The 21653-nt window shown below is 47.0% G+C and carries 21 protein-coding genes and 1 pseudogene; 13 read left to right on the forward strand and 9 right to left on the reverse strand.

What is annotated here, in order from left to right; all coding sequences use genetic code 11:
* The 5 genes and pseudogenes from AT710_02725 (at position 1) to AT710_02745 (ending at position 3808) form a co-directional block, all read left to right on the forward strand.
* Positions 1 to 661, forward strand: a pseudogene (locus tag AT710_02725).
* A 57-nt stretch (positions 662 to 718) separates the two neighbouring features.
* The gene (locus AT710_02730) at positions 719 to 1117 is read left to right on the forward strand and encodes a hypothetical protein (GenBank protein KUO92558.1); all 399 of its coding nucleotides are present in this window, start codon (positions 719 to 721) and stop codon (positions 1115 to 1117) included.
* 183 nt (positions 1118 to 1300) lie between these two features.
* A complete protein-coding gene (locus AT710_02735) occupies positions 1301 to 1915 on the forward strand; it encodes a hypothetical protein (GenBank protein ID KUO92559.1) in 615 nt (204 codons plus the stop codon).
* A 72-nt stretch (positions 1916 to 1987) separates the two neighbouring features.
* Positions 1988 to 3334, forward strand: a complete 1347-nt coding sequence (locus AT710_02740) for a malate dehydrogenase (GenBank protein ID KUO92560.1) — start codon at positions 1988 to 1990, stop codon at positions 3332 to 3334.
* On the forward strand, positions 3335 to 3808 hold the full coding sequence (locus tag AT710_02745) for an acyltransferase (protein ID KUO92561.1): 474 nt from the start codon (positions 3335 to 3337) through the stop codon (positions 3806 to 3808).
* A 12-nt stretch (positions 3809 to 3820) separates the two neighbouring features.
* Here AT710_02745 and AT710_02750 read toward each other — a convergent pair whose 3' ends face one another.
* Positions 3821 to 4690 carry a hypothetical protein gene (locus AT710_02750; GenBank protein KUO92562.1) on the reverse strand — a complete coding sequence of 290 codons (870 nt, stop codon included), beginning with the start codon at positions 4688 to 4690 and terminating at the stop codon, positions 3821 to 3823.
* Positions 4691 to 4748: 58 nt separating this feature from the next.
* On the opposite strand from AT710_02750, the gene AT710_02755 reads away from it, so the two are divergent.
* The 5 genes from AT710_02755 to AT710_02775 all read left to right on the forward strand — a co-directional run bounded on the left by AT710_02755 (position 4749) and on the right by AT710_02775 (position 8768).
* Positions 4749 to 5675 carry a hypothetical protein gene (locus AT710_02755; protein KUO92563.1) on the forward strand — a complete coding sequence of 309 codons (927 nt, stop codon included), beginning with the start codon at positions 4749 to 4751 and terminating at the stop codon, positions 5673 to 5675.
* Positions 5676 to 5792: 117 nt separating this feature from the next.
* Positions 5793 to 6086, forward strand: a complete 294-nt coding sequence (locus tag AT710_02760) for a hypothetical protein (GenBank protein KUO92564.1) — start codon at positions 5793 to 5795, stop codon at positions 6084 to 6086.
* A gap of 349 nt (positions 6087 to 6435) precedes the next feature.
* Positions 6436 to 6624 carry a chorismate-binding protein gene (locus AT710_02765; protein KUO92565.1) on the forward strand — a complete coding sequence of 63 codons (189 nt, stop codon included), beginning with the start codon at positions 6436 to 6438 and terminating at the stop codon, positions 6622 to 6624.
* Between the two features lie 159 nt (positions 6625 to 6783).
* Positions 6784 to 7473 carry a hypothetical protein gene (locus tag AT710_02770; protein ID KUO92566.1) on the forward strand — a complete coding sequence of 230 codons (690 nt, stop codon included), beginning with the start codon at positions 6784 to 6786 and terminating at the stop codon, positions 7471 to 7473.
* An 80-nt stretch (positions 7474 to 7553) separates the two neighbouring features.
* Positions 7554 to 8768 (forward strand): diaminopimelate aminotransferase, encoded by a 1215-nt coding sequence (locus tag AT710_02775; GenBank protein ID KUO92567.1) that lies wholly within the window; start codon positions 7554 to 7556, stop codon positions 8766 to 8768.
* A 9-nt stretch (positions 8769 to 8777) separates the two neighbouring features.
* Here the strand turns inward: AT710_02775 and AT710_02780 are convergent, their stop codons facing one another.
* From AT710_02780 to AT710_02810, 7 genes are all read right to left on the reverse strand, one after another.
* Entirely contained in the window at positions 8778 to 9650 is an 873-nt protein-coding gene (locus AT710_02780; protein KUO92568.1) for a hypothetical protein, read from the reverse strand.
* Positions 9651 to 9652: 2 nt separating this feature from the next.
* The gene (locus tag AT710_02785) at positions 9653 to 9931 is read right to left on the reverse strand and encodes a hypothetical protein (protein KUO92569.1); all 279 of its coding nucleotides are present in this window, start codon (positions 9929 to 9931) and stop codon (positions 9653 to 9655) included.
* Positions 9921 to 10235: an ArsR family transcriptional regulator gene (locus tag AT710_02790; protein ID KUO92570.1), complete on the reverse strand. Its 315-nt coding sequence runs from the start codon at positions 10233 to 10235 to the stop codon at positions 9921 to 9923. The genes AT710_02785 and AT710_02790 overlap by 11 nt, the downstream gene beginning before the upstream one ends.
* Positions 10236 to 10364: 129 nt before the next feature.
* Entirely contained in the window at positions 10365 to 11897 is a 1533-nt protein-coding gene (locus AT710_02795) for a hypothetical protein (GenBank protein KUO92571.1), read from the reverse strand.
* Between the two features lie 474 nt (positions 11898 to 12371).
* A complete protein-coding gene (locus tag AT710_02800; protein KUO92572.1) occupies positions 12372 to 12995 on the reverse strand; it encodes a hypothetical protein in 624 nt (207 codons plus the stop codon).
* Positions 12983 to 14107, reverse strand: coding sequence for a DNA topoisomerase VI (locus AT710_02805; protein ID KUO92573.1), 1125 nt, complete (start codon positions 14105 to 14107; stop codon positions 12983 to 12985). Before AT710_02805 ends, AT710_02800 begins: the two co-directional genes overlap by 13 nt.
* The gene (locus tag AT710_02810) at positions 14076 to 15647 is read right to left on the reverse strand and encodes a DNA topoisomerase VI (GenBank protein ID KUO92574.1); all 1572 of its coding nucleotides are present in this window, start codon (positions 15645 to 15647) and stop codon (positions 14076 to 14078) included. Before AT710_02810 ends, AT710_02805 begins: the two co-directional genes overlap by 32 nt.
* Before the next feature lie 144 nt (positions 15648 to 15791).
* Between AT710_02810 and AT710_02815 the strand changes: the two genes are divergently transcribed.
* Positions 15792 to 17033 (forward strand): enolase, encoded by a 1242-nt coding sequence (locus AT710_02815; protein ID KUO92591.1) that lies wholly within the window; start codon positions 15792 to 15794, stop codon positions 17031 to 17033.
* A gap of 359 nt (positions 17034 to 17392) precedes the next feature.
* Here AT710_02815 and AT710_02820 read toward each other — a convergent pair whose 3' ends face one another.
* Positions 17393 to 20200: a hypothetical protein gene (locus AT710_02820; protein ID KUO92575.1), complete on the reverse strand. Its 2808-nt coding sequence runs from the start codon at positions 20198 to 20200 to the stop codon at positions 17393 to 17395.
* A 133-nt stretch (positions 20201 to 20333) separates the two neighbouring features.
* On the opposite strand from AT710_02820, the gene AT710_02825 reads away from it, so the two are divergent.
* Together AT710_02825 and AT710_02830 are read left to right on the forward strand one after the other, a co-directional pair.
* Entirely contained in the window at positions 20334 to 20714 is a 381-nt protein-coding gene (locus AT710_02825) for a hypothetical protein (GenBank protein KUO92576.1), read from the forward strand.
* Positions 20715 to 20929: 215 nt separating this feature from the next.
* A complete protein-coding gene (locus AT710_02830; GenBank protein ID KUO92577.1) occupies positions 20930 to 21652 on the forward strand; it encodes a multidrug ABC transporter ATP-binding protein in 723 nt (240 codons plus the stop codon).
* Position 21653 lies beyond the last annotated feature (1 nt).

Below are 21653 nucleotides of genomic sequence, written 5' to 3' on the forward strand. Positions count from 1 at the left end.
CGTAACGTTGAGGATAAGTAGTTCATGTGGGCTTGCCGCCGCTGCGGAGGAGTCCCGAGGATCGGTTTACTCCCTGCAAGCAATCCCAGTTAATGATGAGGCGAATAGCGTTCTCAGCTTCATGAGAATAAGCGGGAAGAGAGATATTCAAGAAGTATATAGGGGCCTAAGGAAGGACTTCATCAAGATAAGTCTATTGAATCCAAGAAGCGGGAACTTGCTCTTCATATCTGGACTAAAGAGGGGTCATGGCGTGCTGAGGCCCCTGGCAAGCAATGGCATTCTACCCCTTATTCCATTAATAGCATCGCCTGGCATAGAATTCTTCAGCCTATTGACCAATAACTTGGAGTCCGTGGAGAAATTCACGCGGGAAGTATCCGTCACCAATAGGATTGAGTATGTGGATTACGAGAAAATAGATGGCGATGGAGTGGCTCAATTACTGGAGAGAAATATGAGGGAGCTATATATACATGACCTGGAGAAAGAGGAGAAGAGGGCCTTAAGCATGGCTTATGAAATGGGGTATTACTCGTGGCCGAAGGGAATAAAGATGGATCAATTAGCCAATGAATTGGGTTACTCGAAGCCAACGATATCCTATTACCTACGGAAGGCGGAGAGAAAAATAATAGGCAAACTACTATTTGGGAATTAATTAATAGAGAAATTCGGGGCTTAATTTTTTAAATACTTTAAATAACCCATTAATTGGATGCATGCCTCCGTTAAGCGGTTCAAGAACATTAATGATTTGAGGCAATACGTGGATCAAGAGTTAGCGGCAATAAGGCGCGAGATACGGGGACTCGAACCAATAATAAGGAATTATACTGGGGAATCACTTCTCCACTCAAGGGAGGCATATAAAGAGATAGTTTTCAAGAACCCAAGCGGCCAAGACATATTTAATGTGAGGATATATTATAAGGCTAATAGAAATACGGAGATAGCGATAATAAGCGAGGCAGTGGCTTACCTACAGAAGAGAGCAGTATTACTTGAGGATTTCAAGAATAAGATGAATTCATTGAATTGGGATGGCCCGCTCCTAGTGCTGGCGGTGGATTCAGTGCCATACATAATTATCCTGGAAAAAGAAAACAAAGCATGAATGTTCACTTCCACGACCGAAAACAATCATGAACCCCCTAGAGCCCGGGATATTTCTCCGCTTGGATTTCTCCGCTATTTGCTTTCATGAAATAATAAATAATAATAGAATCCTAATCCCAGTGATGGTGTTCATTATTTTTATGCGATAATTTTTTTAGCTTACCTTACAAGTATAGGCTCAGTGGATTCCCTTAAACTCACTGTGGCTGAGGTGGGGCTTAAAAGGGTTTACATAGAGGTTCTTCCCGACGATGAACTCTACGTGGTTTGCGAGTGCCGCAGGAGGAAGATAACTAAGCCTATTAGATACGCCTTAAGTGATTTATTAAGTAGGCTTCACTACATGAGGCCCCGCATAAAGCTGGTTATTGGTTCCCGCATAATGGTGAGTAAGGTCGGGAAGCAATCCAGGCGCAGTAAGTATATGGATATGGCCATCACTTACTTGGGAAGATTGAGGGGCGACTTTGGGAGGATCCTAATAATTATCGACGCCAATGCCATATACATCGGGAAAATATTGAGGGAAGCGAAGAGGATGGGATCCCTACGGGGAGTGGATTTGCTTATAATAAGCGACCCGAGACCTGACTCGGATATAGCCGGCATGTCCATCAACATGCTGAAGAGGTATAGGCGAGTGGTTTTAATAACTCATGATAAGTGGTTCGCGCAATTAAGGGGCGTGGATGTCGTGCTGCTCGAGAATAAGGGGTTGAATTCAATGGTCATGGATGAATTAATGGACAAATTAGAACCCGCCTTACAGGGAATTTCTTGGGAGGGGGGTCAATGATTCGATTATTGGTTATTTTTGTTGCGTTAATTAACGAAAAGCATATTAAGCTGGGTAATTATATGTTTGTCAATGAGCACCGACAAGACAAAGTCTTGGTATAAGGTATCCATAGAGGTGGCGAGATTATACGGTGGAAAAATATCCGTAATACCTAAGGTGCCCGTGACAAGCCTTCAGGACTTCTCCATTTACTATACGCCGGGCGTGGCCGGTGTTTCCCTGGAGATAGCAAAGGATCCGGATAAATCATTTGACTTAACGTGGAGGTGGAACTCTGTCGTAGTATTAACTGATGGGACGAGGGTGCTTGGGCTCGGCAAGGTGGGGCCGGAGGCTGCTATGCCGGTCATGGAGGGCAAGGCCTTGATATATAAGTACTTGGGAGGCGTTGATGCAATGCCCATGCCAATAAGGGTTAAGACGCAGGAGGAATTCGTTCAAGTAGCTAAGGCGATAGAGCCATCCTTTGGAGGCATAAATTTAGAGGACATAGAGTCCCCTAAGTGCTTTTACCTGCTTGACACGCTACGACGAGATTTAGCGATACCGGTGTGGCATGATGATCAACAAGGAACCGCGGGCGCCAGCTTGGCTGGTTTATATAATGCCTTGAAACTCACCAATAGGAGGATCGAGGACACGACGATAGTGCTTTATGGTGCCGGGGCCTCTAATATAGCTACTGCGAGGCTCTTGATAGCGGCTGGAGCGAGGCCCGGCAATATAATACTGGTGGATAGTAAGGGGCCCCTTCACGCGGAGAGGAGCGACATGGATCACTTGATGCTCAGCCATCCCTGGAAGTATGATTTAGCCCTGAAAACAAACTCTCGGCGAGCCAAGACAATGGAGGAGGCAATTAGCGGAGCCGATGTTTTGATAGCGGCATCAACCCCGGGACCGGGCGTAGTTAAGAAGGAATGGGTGAGGGCCATGAATAAGGACTCCATAGTCTTCCTACTGGCGAATCCAGTGCCCGAGATGTGGCCATGGGAAGCCAAGGAAGCGGGCGCAAGAATAGTTGCGACTGGGAGAAGCGATTTTCCTAACCAAGTAAATAATAGCCTGATATTTCCCGCCGTCTTCAGGGGCGCATTGGATGTTAGGGCTAAAACCATAACTGATGAAATGATAATAGCAGTATCCCAGGAATTAGCGAGGTACGCGGAGGAGAAGGGGATCAATGAGGACTATATAATACCCAGCATGACTGAGTGGGAAATATATCCAAGGGCAGCGGCGGCCGTCGCCGTAAAGGCAGTGGAGTTAGGGGTTGCCCGTAGAGGCACCACTAGAAATGAGGAGTATGAGAGGGCTAAGCGAATAATAGACTCATCAAGGGACTCACTGAATCAATTAATGAAGATAGGCCTTATAAAGCAGATACCCGAGGAGTTGTTGGTTGAGGTGAAGTGAATGGTAACCATACGAGAAGCCGGCGAGAGGGATATGGAGAAAATCATAGACCTAGTAATTAGGTTAAAGAGACTCAATGAGGAATTCGATCCATTATTTAAGGTCAGCAGCAACGTTGCAGAGCACGCCAAGAAGTACCTGGAGGAGTGTGCATCAAATAAGGAGAGGAAACTACTCCTAATAGCGGAGACGGATGCTGGAGAAGTAGTTGGAATAGCGGTGGCCGAGATACGGACCAGGCTCTTCTATGAACCATCGATAGAGGGCGTCATAACTGATTTCTACGTTATGCCGGAGTGGAGGAGGAAGGGAGTGGGCAAGCAAATGATGGATAAGGCAATAGCCCTCCTCAAGTCGAGGGGAGTCCAATTAATATCAGCCGAGTTCCCCGCGCAAAACCAGATAGCGGTCAATTTCTATAAGAAGTATGGATTCAGGCCCCTCACTAATATATACGTCAAGGAGTTTCAGTGATCCCTAAAAAAATCACTCGTTCTTTTTCATTTCCAGGGATCCACCAAGCATTTCCGGCATTATCTTAATAATGATGCTGCGAACCCCCACATCGATTAACTCAACCCCATCCTCGGACACAGATAGAATCTTTGGCTTCGACGCGCTATAAATGCCTCCCCTAGACGTGAATATGCTTATCACCTTCACGCCGTGATATAAGTGATAACCCTCGGTGAAGAACTCATGCCCCCTTATAACGGCCGTCAATGAATTGAGTTGAAGGAATCTCTCAGTAACATCCTTCCCAAACAAATATATTCCGGGCCCCCTTGGGTTCTGCGCATAGCCGCTTATCTCGGCCGGATCATTCCATAGTAACTGAAAAGCAATTGGATTCATGGGATCCTTATCTGGCTGAGGCAACTTCTCTATTTCACTTATCTTGGGCACTGGATTAGGTATGCCGCCGTGAACCAGGAAGAAGCTATCGTTCAGCACCGCGGCGTATGGGAAGCTCGGGAAAAGCTCATCCAGAACTCGCTTGAATAACTCGTTACCCAAGTAATGTAGAGCTTCATCCGCGAATCCATAATCAAAACTGGTTAGGCGAGACTCATGATTTCCCCGGAGCGGAATGAGGGATCCATCCATGAATAACTCCAGGATACGATAAAGGGTCTCTATCTGCTTCTCCCCCCTATCAACGTAATCCCCAAGCGCGATATATCGCGGTCGATCCANCCCATAATTCGAAATGATCGTGTTAAGCGTGTCTAGATCTCCATGCAAGTCGCCTAGCACTAATACATTCTTCGCATTTATGTGAATCAATGGGCCTAGCCGCCTTAATTCCTTTATGGCCGAATCCATTAATGACTCAAAGGACCGGGGATCAATCATTAAGCCACTCATATACGATTAGTTTTAAAACTTCCCACAGCGTTCAATTAACATAAGTATGGAACTAGTATTAATCAAGATAAGGTTAATACAGGTAACGGATGAATTAGTAAAGGAGGCATTCATTCAAAGAGCATTAGCCACAGGCCGCATTAGGTCACTCACGATAACCGACATAATAGAGTCCCATCCGCCTGACCTATATGATTATAGAGTCGATGGAAAGTACCTGGAGTACGTTATTTCAACTAATGAATTAAATAAATTGTTTAATGTGGCTCAACAACAGAGGCTTCAGATAAATAGTGTCAGGTTCGAGGAGTTCGAGGATTGCGTGGAGATAAGCGATGGGGGAGGCAATATAGCTATAACGTGCAAGGATCCAGCCCTAGGCAGTGGGGATGAGCGCATAGTGTACCTAAACAAGCAAAGCATACGGAGATACATGGAGATGAGTTGGGAATACCCTAAACCAACAAAGTCCTTGGAGGAGTGGATACAGAGGGATGAAGTGGCAATAGATGTGGAGGCCGGCATTAAGTTAACAATATATTTCGCCATAGATGCGCCGAAGGTGCCCCTAGAGGATATAGCCGACGCCTACGTATCATTACTGAGGAAGGGCTTGAATAGGATGCCCAAGGCTGATGATGTAGCGATGACATCATTATCCAGCGGCGAGGCGAGCTACATCAATGTGTTCATGCCGGGTCCCCAAGTCAAGCAATTAATTACCAGCAACGATATCGAGTTAAGCATAGATGGCGGGACAGCGATATTATCATATAACTCAACTCAATTAATTAAGCTGGATGCAACTACTCTGGATAATTACTTGGTTAAGGTAATTTGGATCAACCTGAATGCGCTCAAGATGAATTCCATGGATTATGAATTAATCAATTTGGGAACAAGCGATGTTGCGGAGTGCGAGAAGGCGATAATAGATAATTCATTGAAGACTTATAGGAAAGCACTCGGTTAATTTGCTCAGTCTGGGGCATGGCTATCTCACCCATCGTCATCAGAAGTGGTCATCACTGATCGATCTTTAAATCATTAATTATTTAAACTTTGTCTATATGACTGAATAAATTAGATTATGGCTTATTTTATAGGGAGAAGAAGCGTGGAGTCACTCTTCCTCTTCTTCGTCGTCTTCCTCGTCCTCATCGGCCTGGGNAGAGCCCGCGTTCACAGTGGGTTCCTCCGAGGAGACCTCGCCTACAGCGTAGGATCGGCCTACCTTGGAGATCTTTACGCGAACTTTATCCCCTGGCTTGGTGTTGGGGACGAAGATTATGAAGCCGTTTACCTTCGCCACTCCATCCCCCTTGCGGGAGGTCTCAACGACCTCCACTTCCACTACGTCGCCCTCATTAACGGGCTTGGGTAGATTTCTTCGTCTTGGTGGGCCTCTGCGCCCATACGTTCTTCTTTCCGCCGTTCAAATCGCCTCGTTCGAAGTTATTTGTGGAATATGGGTTAATAAATGTTTCCTTTTCCATCCCAAGGATTCAGCGATTCCAATAATGCTTGGCCTCGTCACGATATTGGGGCTTGGGCCTCTCATCACTAAGCCGTTATTTCTCTTAAAGAATAAAAACATTGCTAATATTAAATAGAAATCATCATCAATAATGTTAATTACTCCTGTAAAAAGAGAAATATAATTATGTATTTTACCATTTAAACCACATTAACCACTTATATACTGGCTCAATTAATAATAATTCGGACCAAACATGCCGGTCAACCTACAAGACTATCAGAAAAAGGAATACGATGTGGAGTGTGATGGACGCATCACTAAACTAAAGCCAATAAAGGTATGGACGCTGGCGCCCAAGGGCAGGAAAGGCGTCGTGATAGGGCTATTCAAGTGCCCGAACGGCAAGACCATCAGGAAATCCATCGGAAAGATAGAGCCATAGTGAGCAAACAAATATAGATAATTAAAAATCAAAATCCCTATATATTTTAAAAATAATCCCATTCGCATCCCTAAATTAATTCAAAGCCTCACTGCAATCCGATAATCCAGTACCCTTTTTCCCTCTAAAGTTAAATATTGGTACTTTCATAAAAATCCCATGGATTTAGTCACCATAAAGCTAAGCGGCAGAGTATTCAATGATGTAAATAATATATCGAGGTATGTGGATATAGTGACTGGGTTCAGGAAAAGGGGCACGCTAATAGCTATAGTGACTGGGGGTGGAGACACTGCGAGGCGATACATAGAGATGGGGAGACAATTATCATTAAGCGAGGCAGCCAACGATATGTTGGGCATCGAGGCAAGCCGATTGAATGCCATGTTATTAATACACGCGATTAATAGGAGGGGAGGAGGAATATATCCAACGGTTGTGACCAGCCTAGAGGAGGCGGGGAGGGCATGGAGCAGCACCGGTTTCATAGCGATGGGGGGACTCCAGCCGGGTCAATCGACCACTATGGTCGCCACCCTGGTTTCCGAATACTTGGGCATACCAACCATAATAAATTGCGCGAATATAGACGGATTATATGCGCGGGATCCCATGATTGATCCCACGGCCACACGAATACCTAAAGCGACGATAAGCGATGTGGAGAAAATACTGGAGCACAGCGCCAACATAATAGCTGGCACATACGAGTTAATAGATAAATGGGCGCTCTCCATAATGAAGAGGAGCCGAATAAGTATGTACATAATAGATGGAAAGAACCCGAATGCCTTGGAATCCGTTCTAGCCGGCAAGAGCGATGTGGGATCCATAATAGTTCCCTACTGAGCTTCCATTCTAGCCATCATTTTGCCTCACTATTTAATTGAAGCGGAAATGTTTTATTATTGATACATTGCTCCCAGCGTATGGATAAAGATAGGTTGCGGGAAGATGTGATCAGAATAATGAGGGAAATGATACCCATTAAGGCCTTAGCGCCGGAAAACGGGGGCGAGGGGGAATTGGATAGAGCGATCTTCTTGCAGGAATATATAAAGCCGTTCTTTGATGAGGTAAGGAGAATAGATGCACCGGATCCAAGGGCTAAGGGAGGAATTAGGCCCAACATAATTGCCAGAGCCAAGGGGCGAACCCAGGGCGAGAAAACCCTCTGGGTGATTGCTCACATGGATACGGTGCCGGAGGGGGATCCCGCGCTATGGAGGTACCCTCCATTCCAGGCAACTGTGGAGGGGAACAGGATATATGGGAGGGGGGTTGAGGATGATGGACAAGGAATAGTGGAGGGAATACTCTTGGCTGAGTCGGCCAGGGATGAGGGATTGAGTGGGGTTGGCCTAATATTGGCAAGCGATGAGGAGGTTGGATCTAAGTACGGCATTCAACACATCCTTAAAGTGGAGCCCAACCTAATAAAGCCCAGCGACCTAGTTATAGTGCCTGACGCCGGTAGTCCTGATGGATCTAAGATAGAGGTGGCGGAGAAGGGAATACTATGGCTGCGCGTGAGCGTGGAGGGAAGGCAGACGCATGCTAGTACGCCGGGCAAGGGATTGAACGCGGCGAGGCTAGGCATGAGGCTGGCCTTGGAAATAGATCAATTCCTACATGAACGATACAACGCGGTTGATCCCACATTTGACCCACCCACATCAACATTTGAACCAACTAGGAGGGAGAAGAATGTGGACAACGTTAACACTATACCGGGCACCGATGTTTCCTACTTCGATTGCAGGATACTTCCAACCTATAGGGTGAATGATGTTCTGGAAGACGTCAAGAGGTTGGCCGAATCATTCTGCTCAATTTACGGCTGCAAGGCCAGGGTCGATGTGGTTAATAGGGAGGACCCAAGCCAACCAACTTCCCCGAATTCCCCCGTTGTATCAATGCTGGCCAATGCATTACGGGAAACGAGGGGAATAATTGCCACGCCCATAGGCATTGGAGGAGGGACTTATGCCAAGTACTTGAGGGAACTAGGCATACCGACCGCGGTCTGGATGACCATTGATGAGACCGCGCATTCCCCTAATGAATACATGGTGATAGATAATGCGGTTAAAGATGTTGAGACCCTCCTAGCAGTGCTTAGAGGGATCCAGACAGATTCATAGAGCGATGGGTTAAGGCTCATTTATTGTGACCGCGCCATTGACCGCATTAATTGTAATGATGGGTTTCGTTCCTTCCTCCACCACGTGAATGGAGCCAGCCAATACATTTCTATTTCCTGGCCGAGCCATAATTAATTTGCCGTTAACGATGGTTACCGAGATCGATGCATTAGTTGATGTCATTAAGTTAATGACGCCGTTGCTGACCTCCTCCCCGCCCTTGAGGGCGAGACTTGTCGTTAGTTTTATCGCCGATAGGGAATACTTATTTCCAATTGGTAATGTGGAATTTATAACTCCATTAGTTACAGCCACATCGGCGAGCGACACATTAGTATTATTCATAATTATCACGCCATTAACCATAGATGCTTGGAGGTCCGTGGCATTTATCGACTCCAGGAGCCCCAAGCCATTCACTAATGCTATCCTAATTATGCTGGCCGAGGCTCCACGCATATTAATTAATCCATTGGTTCCATTTACTGAAAGCAATTTGATTAACCGTTGATGCGGCACTAGCACGATGAATTTAACAGAGCATAACCAACTTGGCCACCAATAAAATTGATTATTGGTGGAGAACCGCAACTCCACGCTTTCCCGCCTCACATTAATGGAGGAAACAACATAATTAGGCGGGCATAGTATTGAACGCTTAACCTCAATTAACTCGAGGAGGTTCCCGGAATAAGATGTTATAGTCAGGTTGCCGATCAACCCATTGCTATAAACATAGATGGAGGAGGATGCGTTAAGCTGTGAATTAAAGGTCTTAGTTATGGTTGCCCCTAATGGATGCGCATGAAGCAATGTTATGGCAATGAATGAGGCAATTATGATTATTGATATTATCGCTGCAGCCCTCACTTCCGGTCTCATACCTATGCCTGGAGCTCTTTCCTGAGCTCCTCTATCTTATCGCTGAGCAACTGTATTTGCTTGTTTAACGCATCTATTGCCTTATCCACGTCTGGTTCAGTGCGCCCCTTCTCCCTAACTACGCGGCTCCATGAGGTGACCGCAACTATTAACACTACAAAGGCAAACACTATGCCCGTGACTCCCGCATATATGGCCATGGCCACCACGCTTATGGTTACCGCCGCCCACACTATTGCAGTGATGATTATGAAGCTTGCATTATATTTACTATTGTTCATCTTCACCACCCACCAAGTCCATTATAATGCGTGGATTTATCGTTAAGTTGAAGTCCACTAACTCGTAGTACCTCAATGCCTTCGCTTCCCCCTCCACTAATTGAACCCTGCTCTTTACGAGACCGGCTTTCTGCAGTTTCACTAAGTGAACCTTCGCCAGGGCCCGGCTCACTCCCAATCTCTTCGCTATATCCGATAGATAGAGCGGACCATTCATTGCCAGTATAGCTATTATCCTCAGCCTTAACGGATGGCCTAGGCCATCCATTATGGAGGCCAACTCCTCCAACCCCTTCTTTTCCATACATTTCCATCAGTGTAACAAAAAAATTACTCGTATTTAAATCTTTTCCAGCAATAAACCATCCACTAACAAGGAATTAAATGAGAATAAAGGCAAAGTCAAGCTGAACCAAGAACCAATAAGGGGAAATTAACCAAATTGTGGAAGCGGCGATTGGGGAGGTGACCCACTCCCCGTACATGTGAAACGCCACCCATACATATAATTATTAATTATGTGATAGTATGGAATTAAGGTGGGCGGCGGTTGCGGATAGAAAATCAGCCAATACATGCGGAACGAGGCCAACTCATTAGCGCATCCCATCCAGCCGCCCGTATTCACGCTGGCGGAGACCCCCATGGGGATGGCTAACTCAACGAAGGAAGATGGATACCACGTCCCAGCCCCATTCACTATAAAATAATTAGATGTAGCCGTATCCAACGAATTAGGCTCCATAACGTAAGAAGTACTAGGCTGCAGAACCCACGTAAAGTTAATTGTTGGCCCCGCCGCGGGCTCCGTATATATTGTTATAGTTGATGGCGGAACAATAATATTAACTCCGCTCGTGAAACCAATGCCGGAGGCCCTTATGCCTATACCCACATCATATGATTCTTGGACCTGTATTGGCGTTGGAGAGTAGCCCCACCAAGCCCCCCACCCAGTGAATGTTACGCCGTTTATCGGGCAAACCGAGGCCATGTCGGGCGTCACCACGCCCTTGGCGCACTCATATGATGAGTAATAATCCTGGTAAGAGGATAACCAATTCAAGCCAGCCCCTGAACCAGGCTTAGCCCAGACCCAAGTCCAAGTATTGCCTGGTATATATGGATACTGAATNCCATTGAATGCAATGATGCTAACATGGCCATTTATCGCTATGCAGAAATCCGCATAGTATTCCGTATCTGTATCGATCCCGTACTGATTATCATAGATATAATATGGACCCGTGAAAAAGAAATAACTGTTGCCATTAATATCGACTTGGCCGGAAAACGCGCTACTGCCAGCCATGTATTCGCATACGTCGGAGCCCGTGGTTGAGGATGGGAGTGATTGAAGCGCTGGCTCAGGTAATTCAAACAGTTGCGATGGGGCGGGCTCTGTTGCAGCGGCCATGAATTCGCTCCACTCGTATCTCTTGATCCCCAAGTCATTGATGGCGGCGGGCCCAATCATTAAGTCCCTATTCCCCATGGCCGCCGCAACCACGTAATCCCCATTGCCGGCCCAAGGCACCACAGCCACGCTGGCGTTGAATGCCTCCCTCCAGGCATTGACTAGGGCTATCTCCGCCGCCAATGCATCGCTCCCATTCACCCCAATAATTATGAAGTCGTGGTTCTTGAGGAGGAGCCCCAAGTAGCCGCGTATGGAGGAATTGCCGAGCCTCGCCAAGTATCCCCAGTCCACGGCCACCACGGAGCTGGGGGGCACGTTCCTGAGACTCGAGGCATTGATTTGCCTATGATTGGGGAATCCAGCTGAGGATAGCTCTACCCCGAGAGAGGGAGGACCAATTAGGTAAACGGTTCCGTTGAAGGGGATTGGGAATGGGGAACTTGATTGATTGGCTGCATGATGCTTGCTCATGTGGAGAAGACCGTATGTCAGGAGAACGATTATTATGCCCACGATCGCTGCGCACTTCCCGCACTTGCTGGGCATAGGCTGAAGTTATTCACAACTATATAAGCACTACACGTAGTCTGCCCCACAAACTAGTATGTTTATTAGGGCTGAATCCTTTTTCATATTAACAGAAATCTTTTTATATTCTTGCTTTTTATTGATGAACTCCCATGCCGATGTGGGCTCTGCCCAAAAGGGTGGGAGCCTCGTGCCGTTGGGCTCGACGGGGATCCATGACCCGCCTACCTTGAAGTCGGGCAGGTGGCCGAGGGCTAAGTCCCTGCACTCGATCGTGAGTGAATATAAAATGAGCGAAATGAGAGCGTAGGGGCAAACGGTTGATGCAGCTGTTTACCGCTTTATTTATTATAATTACTAATTAGAAACAGAAGATGAACAGAGCGTTGGTACCTCATCTATGCTGAGGTCAATTAGGGGTAAGCCCACGAGCCCCTCCATATGGAGGGGCATAAACTTGGCTAGGCCATTAGGGAAGGGGGGCCGAATACATCATTGAATGCCCCTGAGCTGGTATCTTGCCATTTTCCTCATTTTCTTCACTTGATTGATCACAGAAACACCGAGGGAACCTAGTTCTCCTTGGTAGGCATCCACGGCTACTTGAGTTAACTCTGCCATGTTGTTGCTTTCCAAGGATTTCATCAAGATGTTGAGGTCTATGGCGGCTTCCTCCACGGATAGGGTGTTTCCAGGCATTTTGGCGCTGAGCCCGAAATCTATAATATAGAGGTCGCTGCTCACTAATGCATTCGCGGGAGTGGGGTCTCCATGCATGATGCCGTTTAAGTGCAGTATTGCCAAGTACTTCGCAAATAACTGAAGCAAATCACTTCTCGCGGGCAACAGATCCATTAATCTCGGCGCATTTATGTACCTCATTCTTATTATGAATCGGGAAATATCCACATCATAGATCTCAGGAACGGGAACCAGCGTTGATGCGATTATCATGTTTCGGGACTCATTAATTGTGCGCCTCAGCCTAATGCGTTTATCCACTTCCTCTAGCCTATAGGGCTTCCTCACCCTCTCCTTCACTAGAACCCTTAAACCGAGCCAGTCCTCTAGGTAGAGGATGGCCTCCGCTCCCTTTGCAATGATTACTCTATCCATTTTCCCCCATGTATCTTCTCAAGCAGGTAATCATGCAGGAATCTTAAGCCATGCGTTGAGAGGGCCTCTATCTCGACCTTCTTCTTCATCTTCAGGAATAGATTTATTTCTTTCTTCCATGCCTCCGACCGGAACCATGGGTACCGTATTAACTCCTCAGCCCTCTTTATGTCCCTATCATTAGCGGCAATGACGTAATCACTGGATATCTTGTAATTAATTATATCTGAAGTAGTTACGCCGATGAATTTAGCATTAGGCGTGGCCAGTCTCTCCGACTCATAGCTGAGCTTTATGGAGCCCGATTTATACACGGAGTAAATATAGTAACCATACGGATCACTATCGGTCAACACGTAGATGGGCAATTTATAATCCTCATTCAATCTCCTCACGAATTTCCTAGTGGCCCTATCCGGCATTCCCCTAGCAGTTATCAATATGGCGTTCTCCTTATTCCAGAAGCCCTCCCTATTAAGCCTCTGAAATATTGCATCCTTCTCCACCACCAGGACATATGATGCCTCTATCTTAACTATATCAAGCTCATCGGGATTAGGGGGAAGACCCAGCGCCGTGTCCCCCATCCTCGTGGCATCTATCTCAAATCCCTTGGATCTAACAATTATTGGGCCGACCACCTTGCCCTTGACATCGGCGGAGAGGCCCATCTCCTCCCTAAGCACGTTTAACCCAACCTCCAAGTCCTCTATCGCCGCATTAGACTCGGCTTGATCATCCCACGTATTCTCCCTAATTGTACCCGCGTTGGGTACCCTGAAGGTTATTGTGTGCTTTCCATTATAGTATAGATCCCTTATAGTGGGGTAAACCCCTTCCCGTATGGATGATACTATTAACTTGAGCATCAAAATGGTCTGCATGAATCTCTTGGACTCCTTCATATCCAGTAATCGCCGCTTCAACTTCTCCGGCCCCAAGACAACGATCCGCCTCTTTTCATCCCACACCGTATTGCTCAGGGTTCTTGACGGTATTTCCAGGACGGGTTCCTCGCCTCTCTCTATCTGGGCATAGAGCTCTTGTGCGAGGCCCTCCATTATCTTGAGGACCTCGGATCTAGGCTTCGCCCTGCTGTTGCTGCTCTGCATTATCTTCCACCTCCTCAATGGCCTCTAGGTATTTAATCTTTCTTGAGATTATTTTCTTCAATTTATTAAGCACTTGATCCTCCCTTAATCCAATTATAGACGCTATTGAGGATGCCACTTCCCTTGAGAACATGGTGAACATGGCGTAACGCACCATTGCCTCCTTCTCCTTCTCCTTCCTGGATAAATATACCCTGAGCCTCCTAGCGACTTCCCTAATGGCCAGCCGCACCTCGCTCTCTATCTCCGGCACGTCAGCTATGGCTTCCTTCCCGGCACTGGCGTAGGGTATCTTAGTGGAGCAAATATGAACCACAACCACGAGGGGCGCTGGGAACTTAACCTTATACAGGTTCCAATCCACTTCATCCACGACGTGGCGCACGACATCATTTCCCTCATCATATAGCAAGGGAACCTTATTGGCGAACCTATATATTACGGGCCTATCGCTGGGCTCTATTTTTCCTCCCCACGCAATGGCTGCCTCAACTATGAATGGGTTGCCCGAGTATGAGGAGGGCTTCCTAGTTGTGGCGAAGACCGCTTCCGGCTCCAAAATCTTCTTAATGCCTTGCTCCAATAACTCCGCGCCAACTGGGCTTAACCAATCCGCCCTTGGTCTCCTCCACTCATTGAATTCCCTCATCTTGGTGACCAAGTGAGTTACTTCATCCATGCTTAGCTCCTTCACGCTCTTAGAGGAATCTATTCCAATCGATTTCAGGAAGTTGATCGCAGTCTCGTCCCCAACACCATCAAAGTTATCCACCAGGAACTCGGCCAGGGGGGAGTCGCCGTTTCTAGATATCAATTGCTTAACCACCTCTATATCGATGCTCTTGGGGTGAGGCAATCCCTCCTTGGGTGGCGTGGGTAGAGTTAATGTGACGCGTTCTATGTTGATCACACCGCCGTCGGGCTCTTTCACATGTATCTCGGCGTAGGGGGCAACCATGGCGACCCTCTTAATGTACTCCTCCACCCTATGCTTCGCCTTAAGCCAATCGCCCTCCATCACCACATGAACCGCGGTACCATGCCACTTATACTTGTTATCCCACTCCTCCTGGTGCTTTATGAGGGGGTCATTATGCAGCGTGTCTATCATTATATCGAATCTATATACCTTGTCAGAGCCCAGGGGCGCGCTGATCACTGTTATTGGTTTATTCGTGGTGGATTGGGCATATAATATGACCATTTTAGCGCCTAGACCAAAGATGCCCCTATGCTGCTTCACCTTATACTTGGAGCTATAGAAGACTCGGCCAAATACATTTGGAATCTCATCCTTGGGTATTCCTATGCCATTATCCTCCACATAAATGGAGAGCCAATTCTCTCGCTCCGCATACTTCATGTAGGCCTTTATGAATGGATGGATGCCGAACGTCTCCGTGGCATCCAAGGCATTCTCTATTAACTCCCTAACCGCTTGATAAAGCGCCCTAGACGGGTTCGCAAAGCCTGCCAACTCCTTGTTGCGCCTAAACCACTCCGATGGAGATAATGATTCAAACTTGACGTCTGTAGCCATTCTTGGCAAACCGTACTGGGTGCCTTAATAAATCTACCCCATGATAAAACGAACGACAAANCTCGCCCCTTTAGGGCGCGGGGGTAGCTCGCCTAATCCCAAAAAGTTAAATAAGGGAAGCAAACACAGCGGCAAGTGTCTGCGATAGATGATGCAATAATTAGGAAAGCCTTCACCGGCAGGGGTGATCCCACGGTTGAGGTGGAATTAATCCTAGAAAGCGGGGCAATTGGAACAGCCATTGCGCCGGCCGGCGCATCCAAGGGAAAACATGAAGCCCAATTTCTACCAACGGAGGGCATAGATGCCGCAATAGACGTGTATAGGAGGTGGGTGGCCACCGAATTAATAGGCATGAATGCATTAAGCCAGGGAGACATAGATTCAAGGCTAGAGGAAATAGATGGAACCCCAAACTTCAGCAGGATAGGGGGAGCATCGGCATTCGCTACGTCATTAGCGACGGCCGTGGCATCCTCGAACTACTTGGATATCCCCCTCTATAGATACTTGGGCGGGTCCTTTGCCACCGCCTTCCCATACCCGGTCAGTAACGTGATTGGGGGAGGAAAGCACTCAAGGGACCTGGGACCCGATTTCCAAGAGTTCCTCGTGATACCATATGGTGCGCCGGACATCTATACAGCCATTAGCACTAACTTGGAGATACATAGGGAGGTAGGCAAGGAACTAATAAAGGAGGACCCAACATTTGCTGGAGGCAAGAATGATGAGGGGGCGTGGACGGCTAAGATATCCACGACAAAGGCATTGGATATATTATCGGGGATAGTGAAGAAAAAAATGGGCGAGAAGGGATTCCCAATAGGCATAGGCATTGATGCCGCACCATCTGGCATGTGGAACGGAGAAAAATACGTTTATAGGAGCGAAGGCAAGGAGAGAACCGCGAGGGAGCACATAGATCTCATAAAGCAACTAATAGAGAAATACGGAATAGTTTACTTTGAGGACCCAGTGCATGAGGAGGATTTTGAGGGATTCGCCGAATTAAGGGCAACCCTCGGCGATAAGTGCCTAATAGTCGGGGATGACATATTCGTAACCAATTCATCCAGGCTAAGGAAAGGAATAGAGAGAAAAGCGGGGAACGGCATAATAATAAAGGTAGATCAAGTAGGAACACTAAGCAGAGCCAATGAGACTGTTAAGTTAGCCAAGGAAAACGGGTATACGATTATAGTGTCGCATAGATCAGGGGACACTGAGAAGGAATTGCTGGCCCACATAGCGCTGGGATTCCAGGCCCCATTCATAAAGACGGGGATAGTGGGCGGGGAACGAATGGCCAAACTAAATGAATTAATACGGGTTTGGGACCTAGAGGGGCGGGCCGCCCACATGGCGAATCCACCAATCCACTAGGAACTTAAGATCATTTATAATTGAGGACTTAAATGGAGCGGAAAACCTCGCCCCTTTAGGGCCAGGGTAGCTCACCTCTTAGCTTCTTAGCATTACCATGAGACTCGGTAACCGATTTCCCTGGATGGAAATGCCTAGAACACTCCTTAACTAAATCATTCAGAACAATCTATTCCCTACATCCCCAGTTGGCCAGTGAGTTTTCTTAAGCCTTATTTCGAATACCAAAATGGAATCTAATTGCGTGTCCACTAAATGGTAACGCATATATAAATATGACTGTACAATCCCATCTTAAGAATCAAGAAGAGGGACATGCACTGCTTGAAACCTTGCCTAATTCCGCAGTACTGCGGCTGTTAATTGTCCCAAAACAGCCTTGTTCTCACGTATTCCCTCTCTGCCTCCATTATTGATGCGTAAAGCTCTTCCTCGTTATGGGCCTTTACCAAAACCTTCCGTATCGCCGAAGAAGAGCCGACGCCGTGAGATGCTAATGCTATTAATCCCTTGAGGCCAAATTGAAGTATGACTAGGGATCGCTGTCTAAGAACCTCTAGAAACTGTTTCTCTTGAGGAGCTAAAGGCTTCTTGCCGCGGAACTTATTGATCACCTTAATGGCATAATCAAGCTTCTCATCCCTATATTTAAGCATGGATATAGTTCTTAACCCACATTTAGGGCATCGCAAGGAGTTCTCGTTAATATACTTGATTTTGGCTGTGAAGTTCCATCCACACTTCATGCAGATGAGGGTGACCTCGTTCTCCATTATTCTCTTCTTCACTATATCCATCAAAGCAGAGCGGGGCACCTCATCTATTGCGAAGTCCAAGCCCTCTATCTCTATTATTGGAAGCGCAAGCGGGCTGAACTCCGTTACTTGCTTTATGACTATATCAATGGAGCCGCTCCTGATGCCATTAATTAGGTTCAATAATTCAGCAATGTCAAGCTTATCTATCGCTATTTCCTTGATTACCTCATCCTCAAGTAATGTTCCCCTATACGCCTCCGCTAATCGGGATATATTTACATCAACGGGGCCACGCGGCAATACGCCGAATCTTCGCGCGACGTGAATGAATCTATACCTGAATAATCGACTAGCTCTAATCCCCTCCCAAATCCTCCGCCTCACCTCCTCCGCCTCAGCACTTAACGCTGCTTTAATGGCATCGGCAGGTATGGGGCGGGCCGGAATCAGTAATACCCTATAAGGATCCGCACGATACCCCACGCTAACCATGAATCTCTGGGATAAGTACCTTGATAGGTATAACCCAAGCGCCTCATTCCCCTTGCTGCCGCCGCAGCTGTGAATCACCATAGCCTTAGCGCCGACCTCCACCACCACTTTATGCGGTGATGGCACATCGCCCCCAATATCCTCAAGCTCTTCCCCTAATCGCCTCAAGTCATCCTCATTAATGGCAACATCACTCCCCACGTACTCCCTAATGGCCTTCACGCCATCCATTACAAGTTTAGCCCTTAACTCACAGACCTCCCGAGCGACTTGAGGAAGAACCGGTATTTCTTCTCCTATCCATGCTGGGAGAGCCCCATTAAGGCTGGTCGCGGGCTCCATATACACCTTGCCCTCATCCCTATTTATGGATAGGATATTCCATAGCTTAGCCGAGAGAATTATCTTGGTGCCAGGCTCAATTGTGGACACGAATTCCTCGTCTAACTCGCCCACCGCCTTATTAGTCACATAGTCTATCGCTAAGTAATGCAGTTCATCAGGTATCATGGATGCATTCTCCACATAGTACTTAATGGAGCCCCTCCTGGGATAGGCAACGTCATTATCCACGCCAATTAATCTCCTGTTCACTAGAAAATCAATTAAGCGATGGAAATCGTCTAGTTCCATGCCATGATAGGGGTGCGCCCTTATCGTCGTCTCATATAATTCGCTTAATGTGGCGCTTCTCCCATCGGCGCGGGCATCCATTATCATCCCAACAACTTGATGCGCCAAGACATCCATAGCCCCCACGTGGTACTCTATGTCCTTCTCTAGTTTGCCCCTCTTAGCATTAGCGGCGATAACGATGGACTCCAAGTAGTCATCCATGTCCCCCGCTATTATGGTGCCCCTCGACATTAATCCAATTCCATGACCGCTTCGCCCCACGCGTTGAATGAGTCTAGCCACTTGACGTGGGCTCATGTACTGAACAACGCTGCTTATCCTTCCCACATTAATGCCGAGCTCCAGGCTTGACGTGGTGACAACAGCATTAATATCGCCGCTCCGCATTAACTTCTCAACGCCTTCCCTGCGCTCACGGCTAAGCGAGCCGTGATAAACCTCGACATTTAAGCCGAATAAGCCCTTTAATCTGCTTCCCAATAATTCAGCTGTGTCCCTAGTATTCGCAAATACGAGGACCACGCCATTGCCGTTTCTTATCAATTCGTTCAAGGCAAGGAGCCTACCATAGGAGTCGGGAGTCGTCTCTCGGGGAGCATCCGGTGACTCGCTTGGCCTCTTAACGCTTAGATGCATTTCCTTGGTGGCTAATAGGGAAACAACTCTCATAGGTCTAGAGCCGCCTACGTACTCTGCAGCTAGATTCAAGTTGCCTATTGATGCGGAGAGAGCTATGCGTTGAAATTCGCCGCTTAAATTAACTAATCGCTCCAGTGCGAGGGATAATTGTATTCCTCTCTTGTCGTTTATCAATTCATGAACCTCATCTATTATCACCCACTTTATTTCCCTTAGCCATCGTCTCATGGATTTATTTATTAAAAGAAATTGAAGGGACTCGGGAGTAGTTATGAGCATGTGAGGCGGCTCCATCCTCTGCCTCTGCCTCTCCCGCTGAGGCGTATCCCCATGCCTCACCCCAACTCGAAGCCCCAACGCGGTGAATAACCGCTCTAATCTGCTCAACAAGTCCCGATTCAATGCCCTCATGGGAGTTATATAGAGAACGTGAATCCCTTGATTACCCCCTCTTTCCAATATGCGGGAAGCCACGGGGAGAACCGCGGCCTCGGTTTTTCCACTGCCCGTGGGGCTTGAGATGAGCACATTATCGCCGTTGAGGATTAGTGGAATGGAGCGCGACTGAACCTCGGTGGGTTCCCTATACCCCAACTCACCTAATACCTCCCTAACCCTAGGATGCAGTAAATCAAAAACCATCCCTAACACGCATCAATAAGCCTCGCCCTTTTATTACTTTTTGGGGAGCCGCATCCAAATCTAGATCCACACGAGGGATATTTCATCGAAAAATTAGCAATATCCTTAAAACTAGGTTAATCACTAAACCAATGTGCTGAGGATAGAGGTGAGGCCGAGTGATGATGGTGTTAACATAATTTACGCCAACAATGAGCGAATTGGAGTAAAGATTGGGGACCTAATTGAAATAGATATAGTAAATGAGTGGAGTTACCCCATCACAACGGAGCTGGAGATAAATGATCATGGCAAGATGCTGTATTGCCGAGAGTCAATTAATGGAAGGGAAGTAGAGTTAGTGGGATACGAGGGCAAATCTAGGCGAGAATTAATAGCTGTTAGAACTAGGTGTGATTGTAATAATGATGAATTGAAGAACTTAGTCGAAAACATTCTCTTAACCTATGAGGGAAAATCACTCCTGAATTACTTGGAAACCAAGCAATTAACGCCATCCCCAGCTGGCCAATGAGCTCTCTTGAGCATTATTTCGAAATAGAATATTGAAATGGAATCTAATTGCGTGTCCACTAAATGGTAACGCACATATAAATATTACTGAAGATCCACCTTTCTCATGTAGAGGCTCTCGGCCGTGATGATGGGGCAGCCTACGCTAAAATAATCGCAATTCGATAAGTGAGCCGAGAAAGCATTAATAAATAGTTGATTTAGCCACATTGAGTTATGTGCATCGATGCCGTTGATCTTCGGAAGAGTTATGGATCCACCGTGGCCTTAAATGGCCTCTCTGTGAAGGTTCCATGTGGAGCCGCATCAGCGTTAATCGGTCCAAACGGAGCCGGAAAAACTACTACACTTAGAATATTGGCTGGTCTTCTTCGTCCGGACTCTGGCTCAGTCCTCATAAATGGGATAGATATGTTCAGGGATCCACTTAATGCGAAAGCGGTATTGGGTTACTTGCCTGAGGATGCATCCCCCTTCCTCACGTTAACAGTCAGGGAAAACATGGAGTACGTGGGAGCCCTAAGGAGGCTCAGTAAGGATTTCCTACTGGATAGGATCAATTACTTGCTGGATGAGTTGGAGTTGAGGGAGTACGAGAACATGGCTGTATCCAGGCTCTCCAGGGGCAATAGGCAGAAGGTGGCGATAGGTTTAGCCATTCTTCATGACCCCAAGGTTCTCTTGCTGGATGAACCGCTTAATTACTTAGATATACCTACACAGGAGCGAGTCATTAAACTTCTTAAATCAATGCATTCAGGAGGAGCCACAATACTTGTCTCAACCCATATAATGAGCATAGCCCAGCGATTAGCTGACTCTGTTCTGATAATAAATAGGGGGCACGCAATATGGAGTGGCTCAATGAGTGAATTGGCAGCGTTATCCAGGGAAGATGAGAGAATTGAGGAAGTAGTCGCTAGAATAATGAGTGGTTAAG

It is taken from the genome of Thermocladium sp. ECH_B, from assembly GCA_001516585.1.
GTDB lineage: Archaea > Thermoproteota > Thermoprotei > Thermoproteales > Thermocladiaceae > Thermocladium.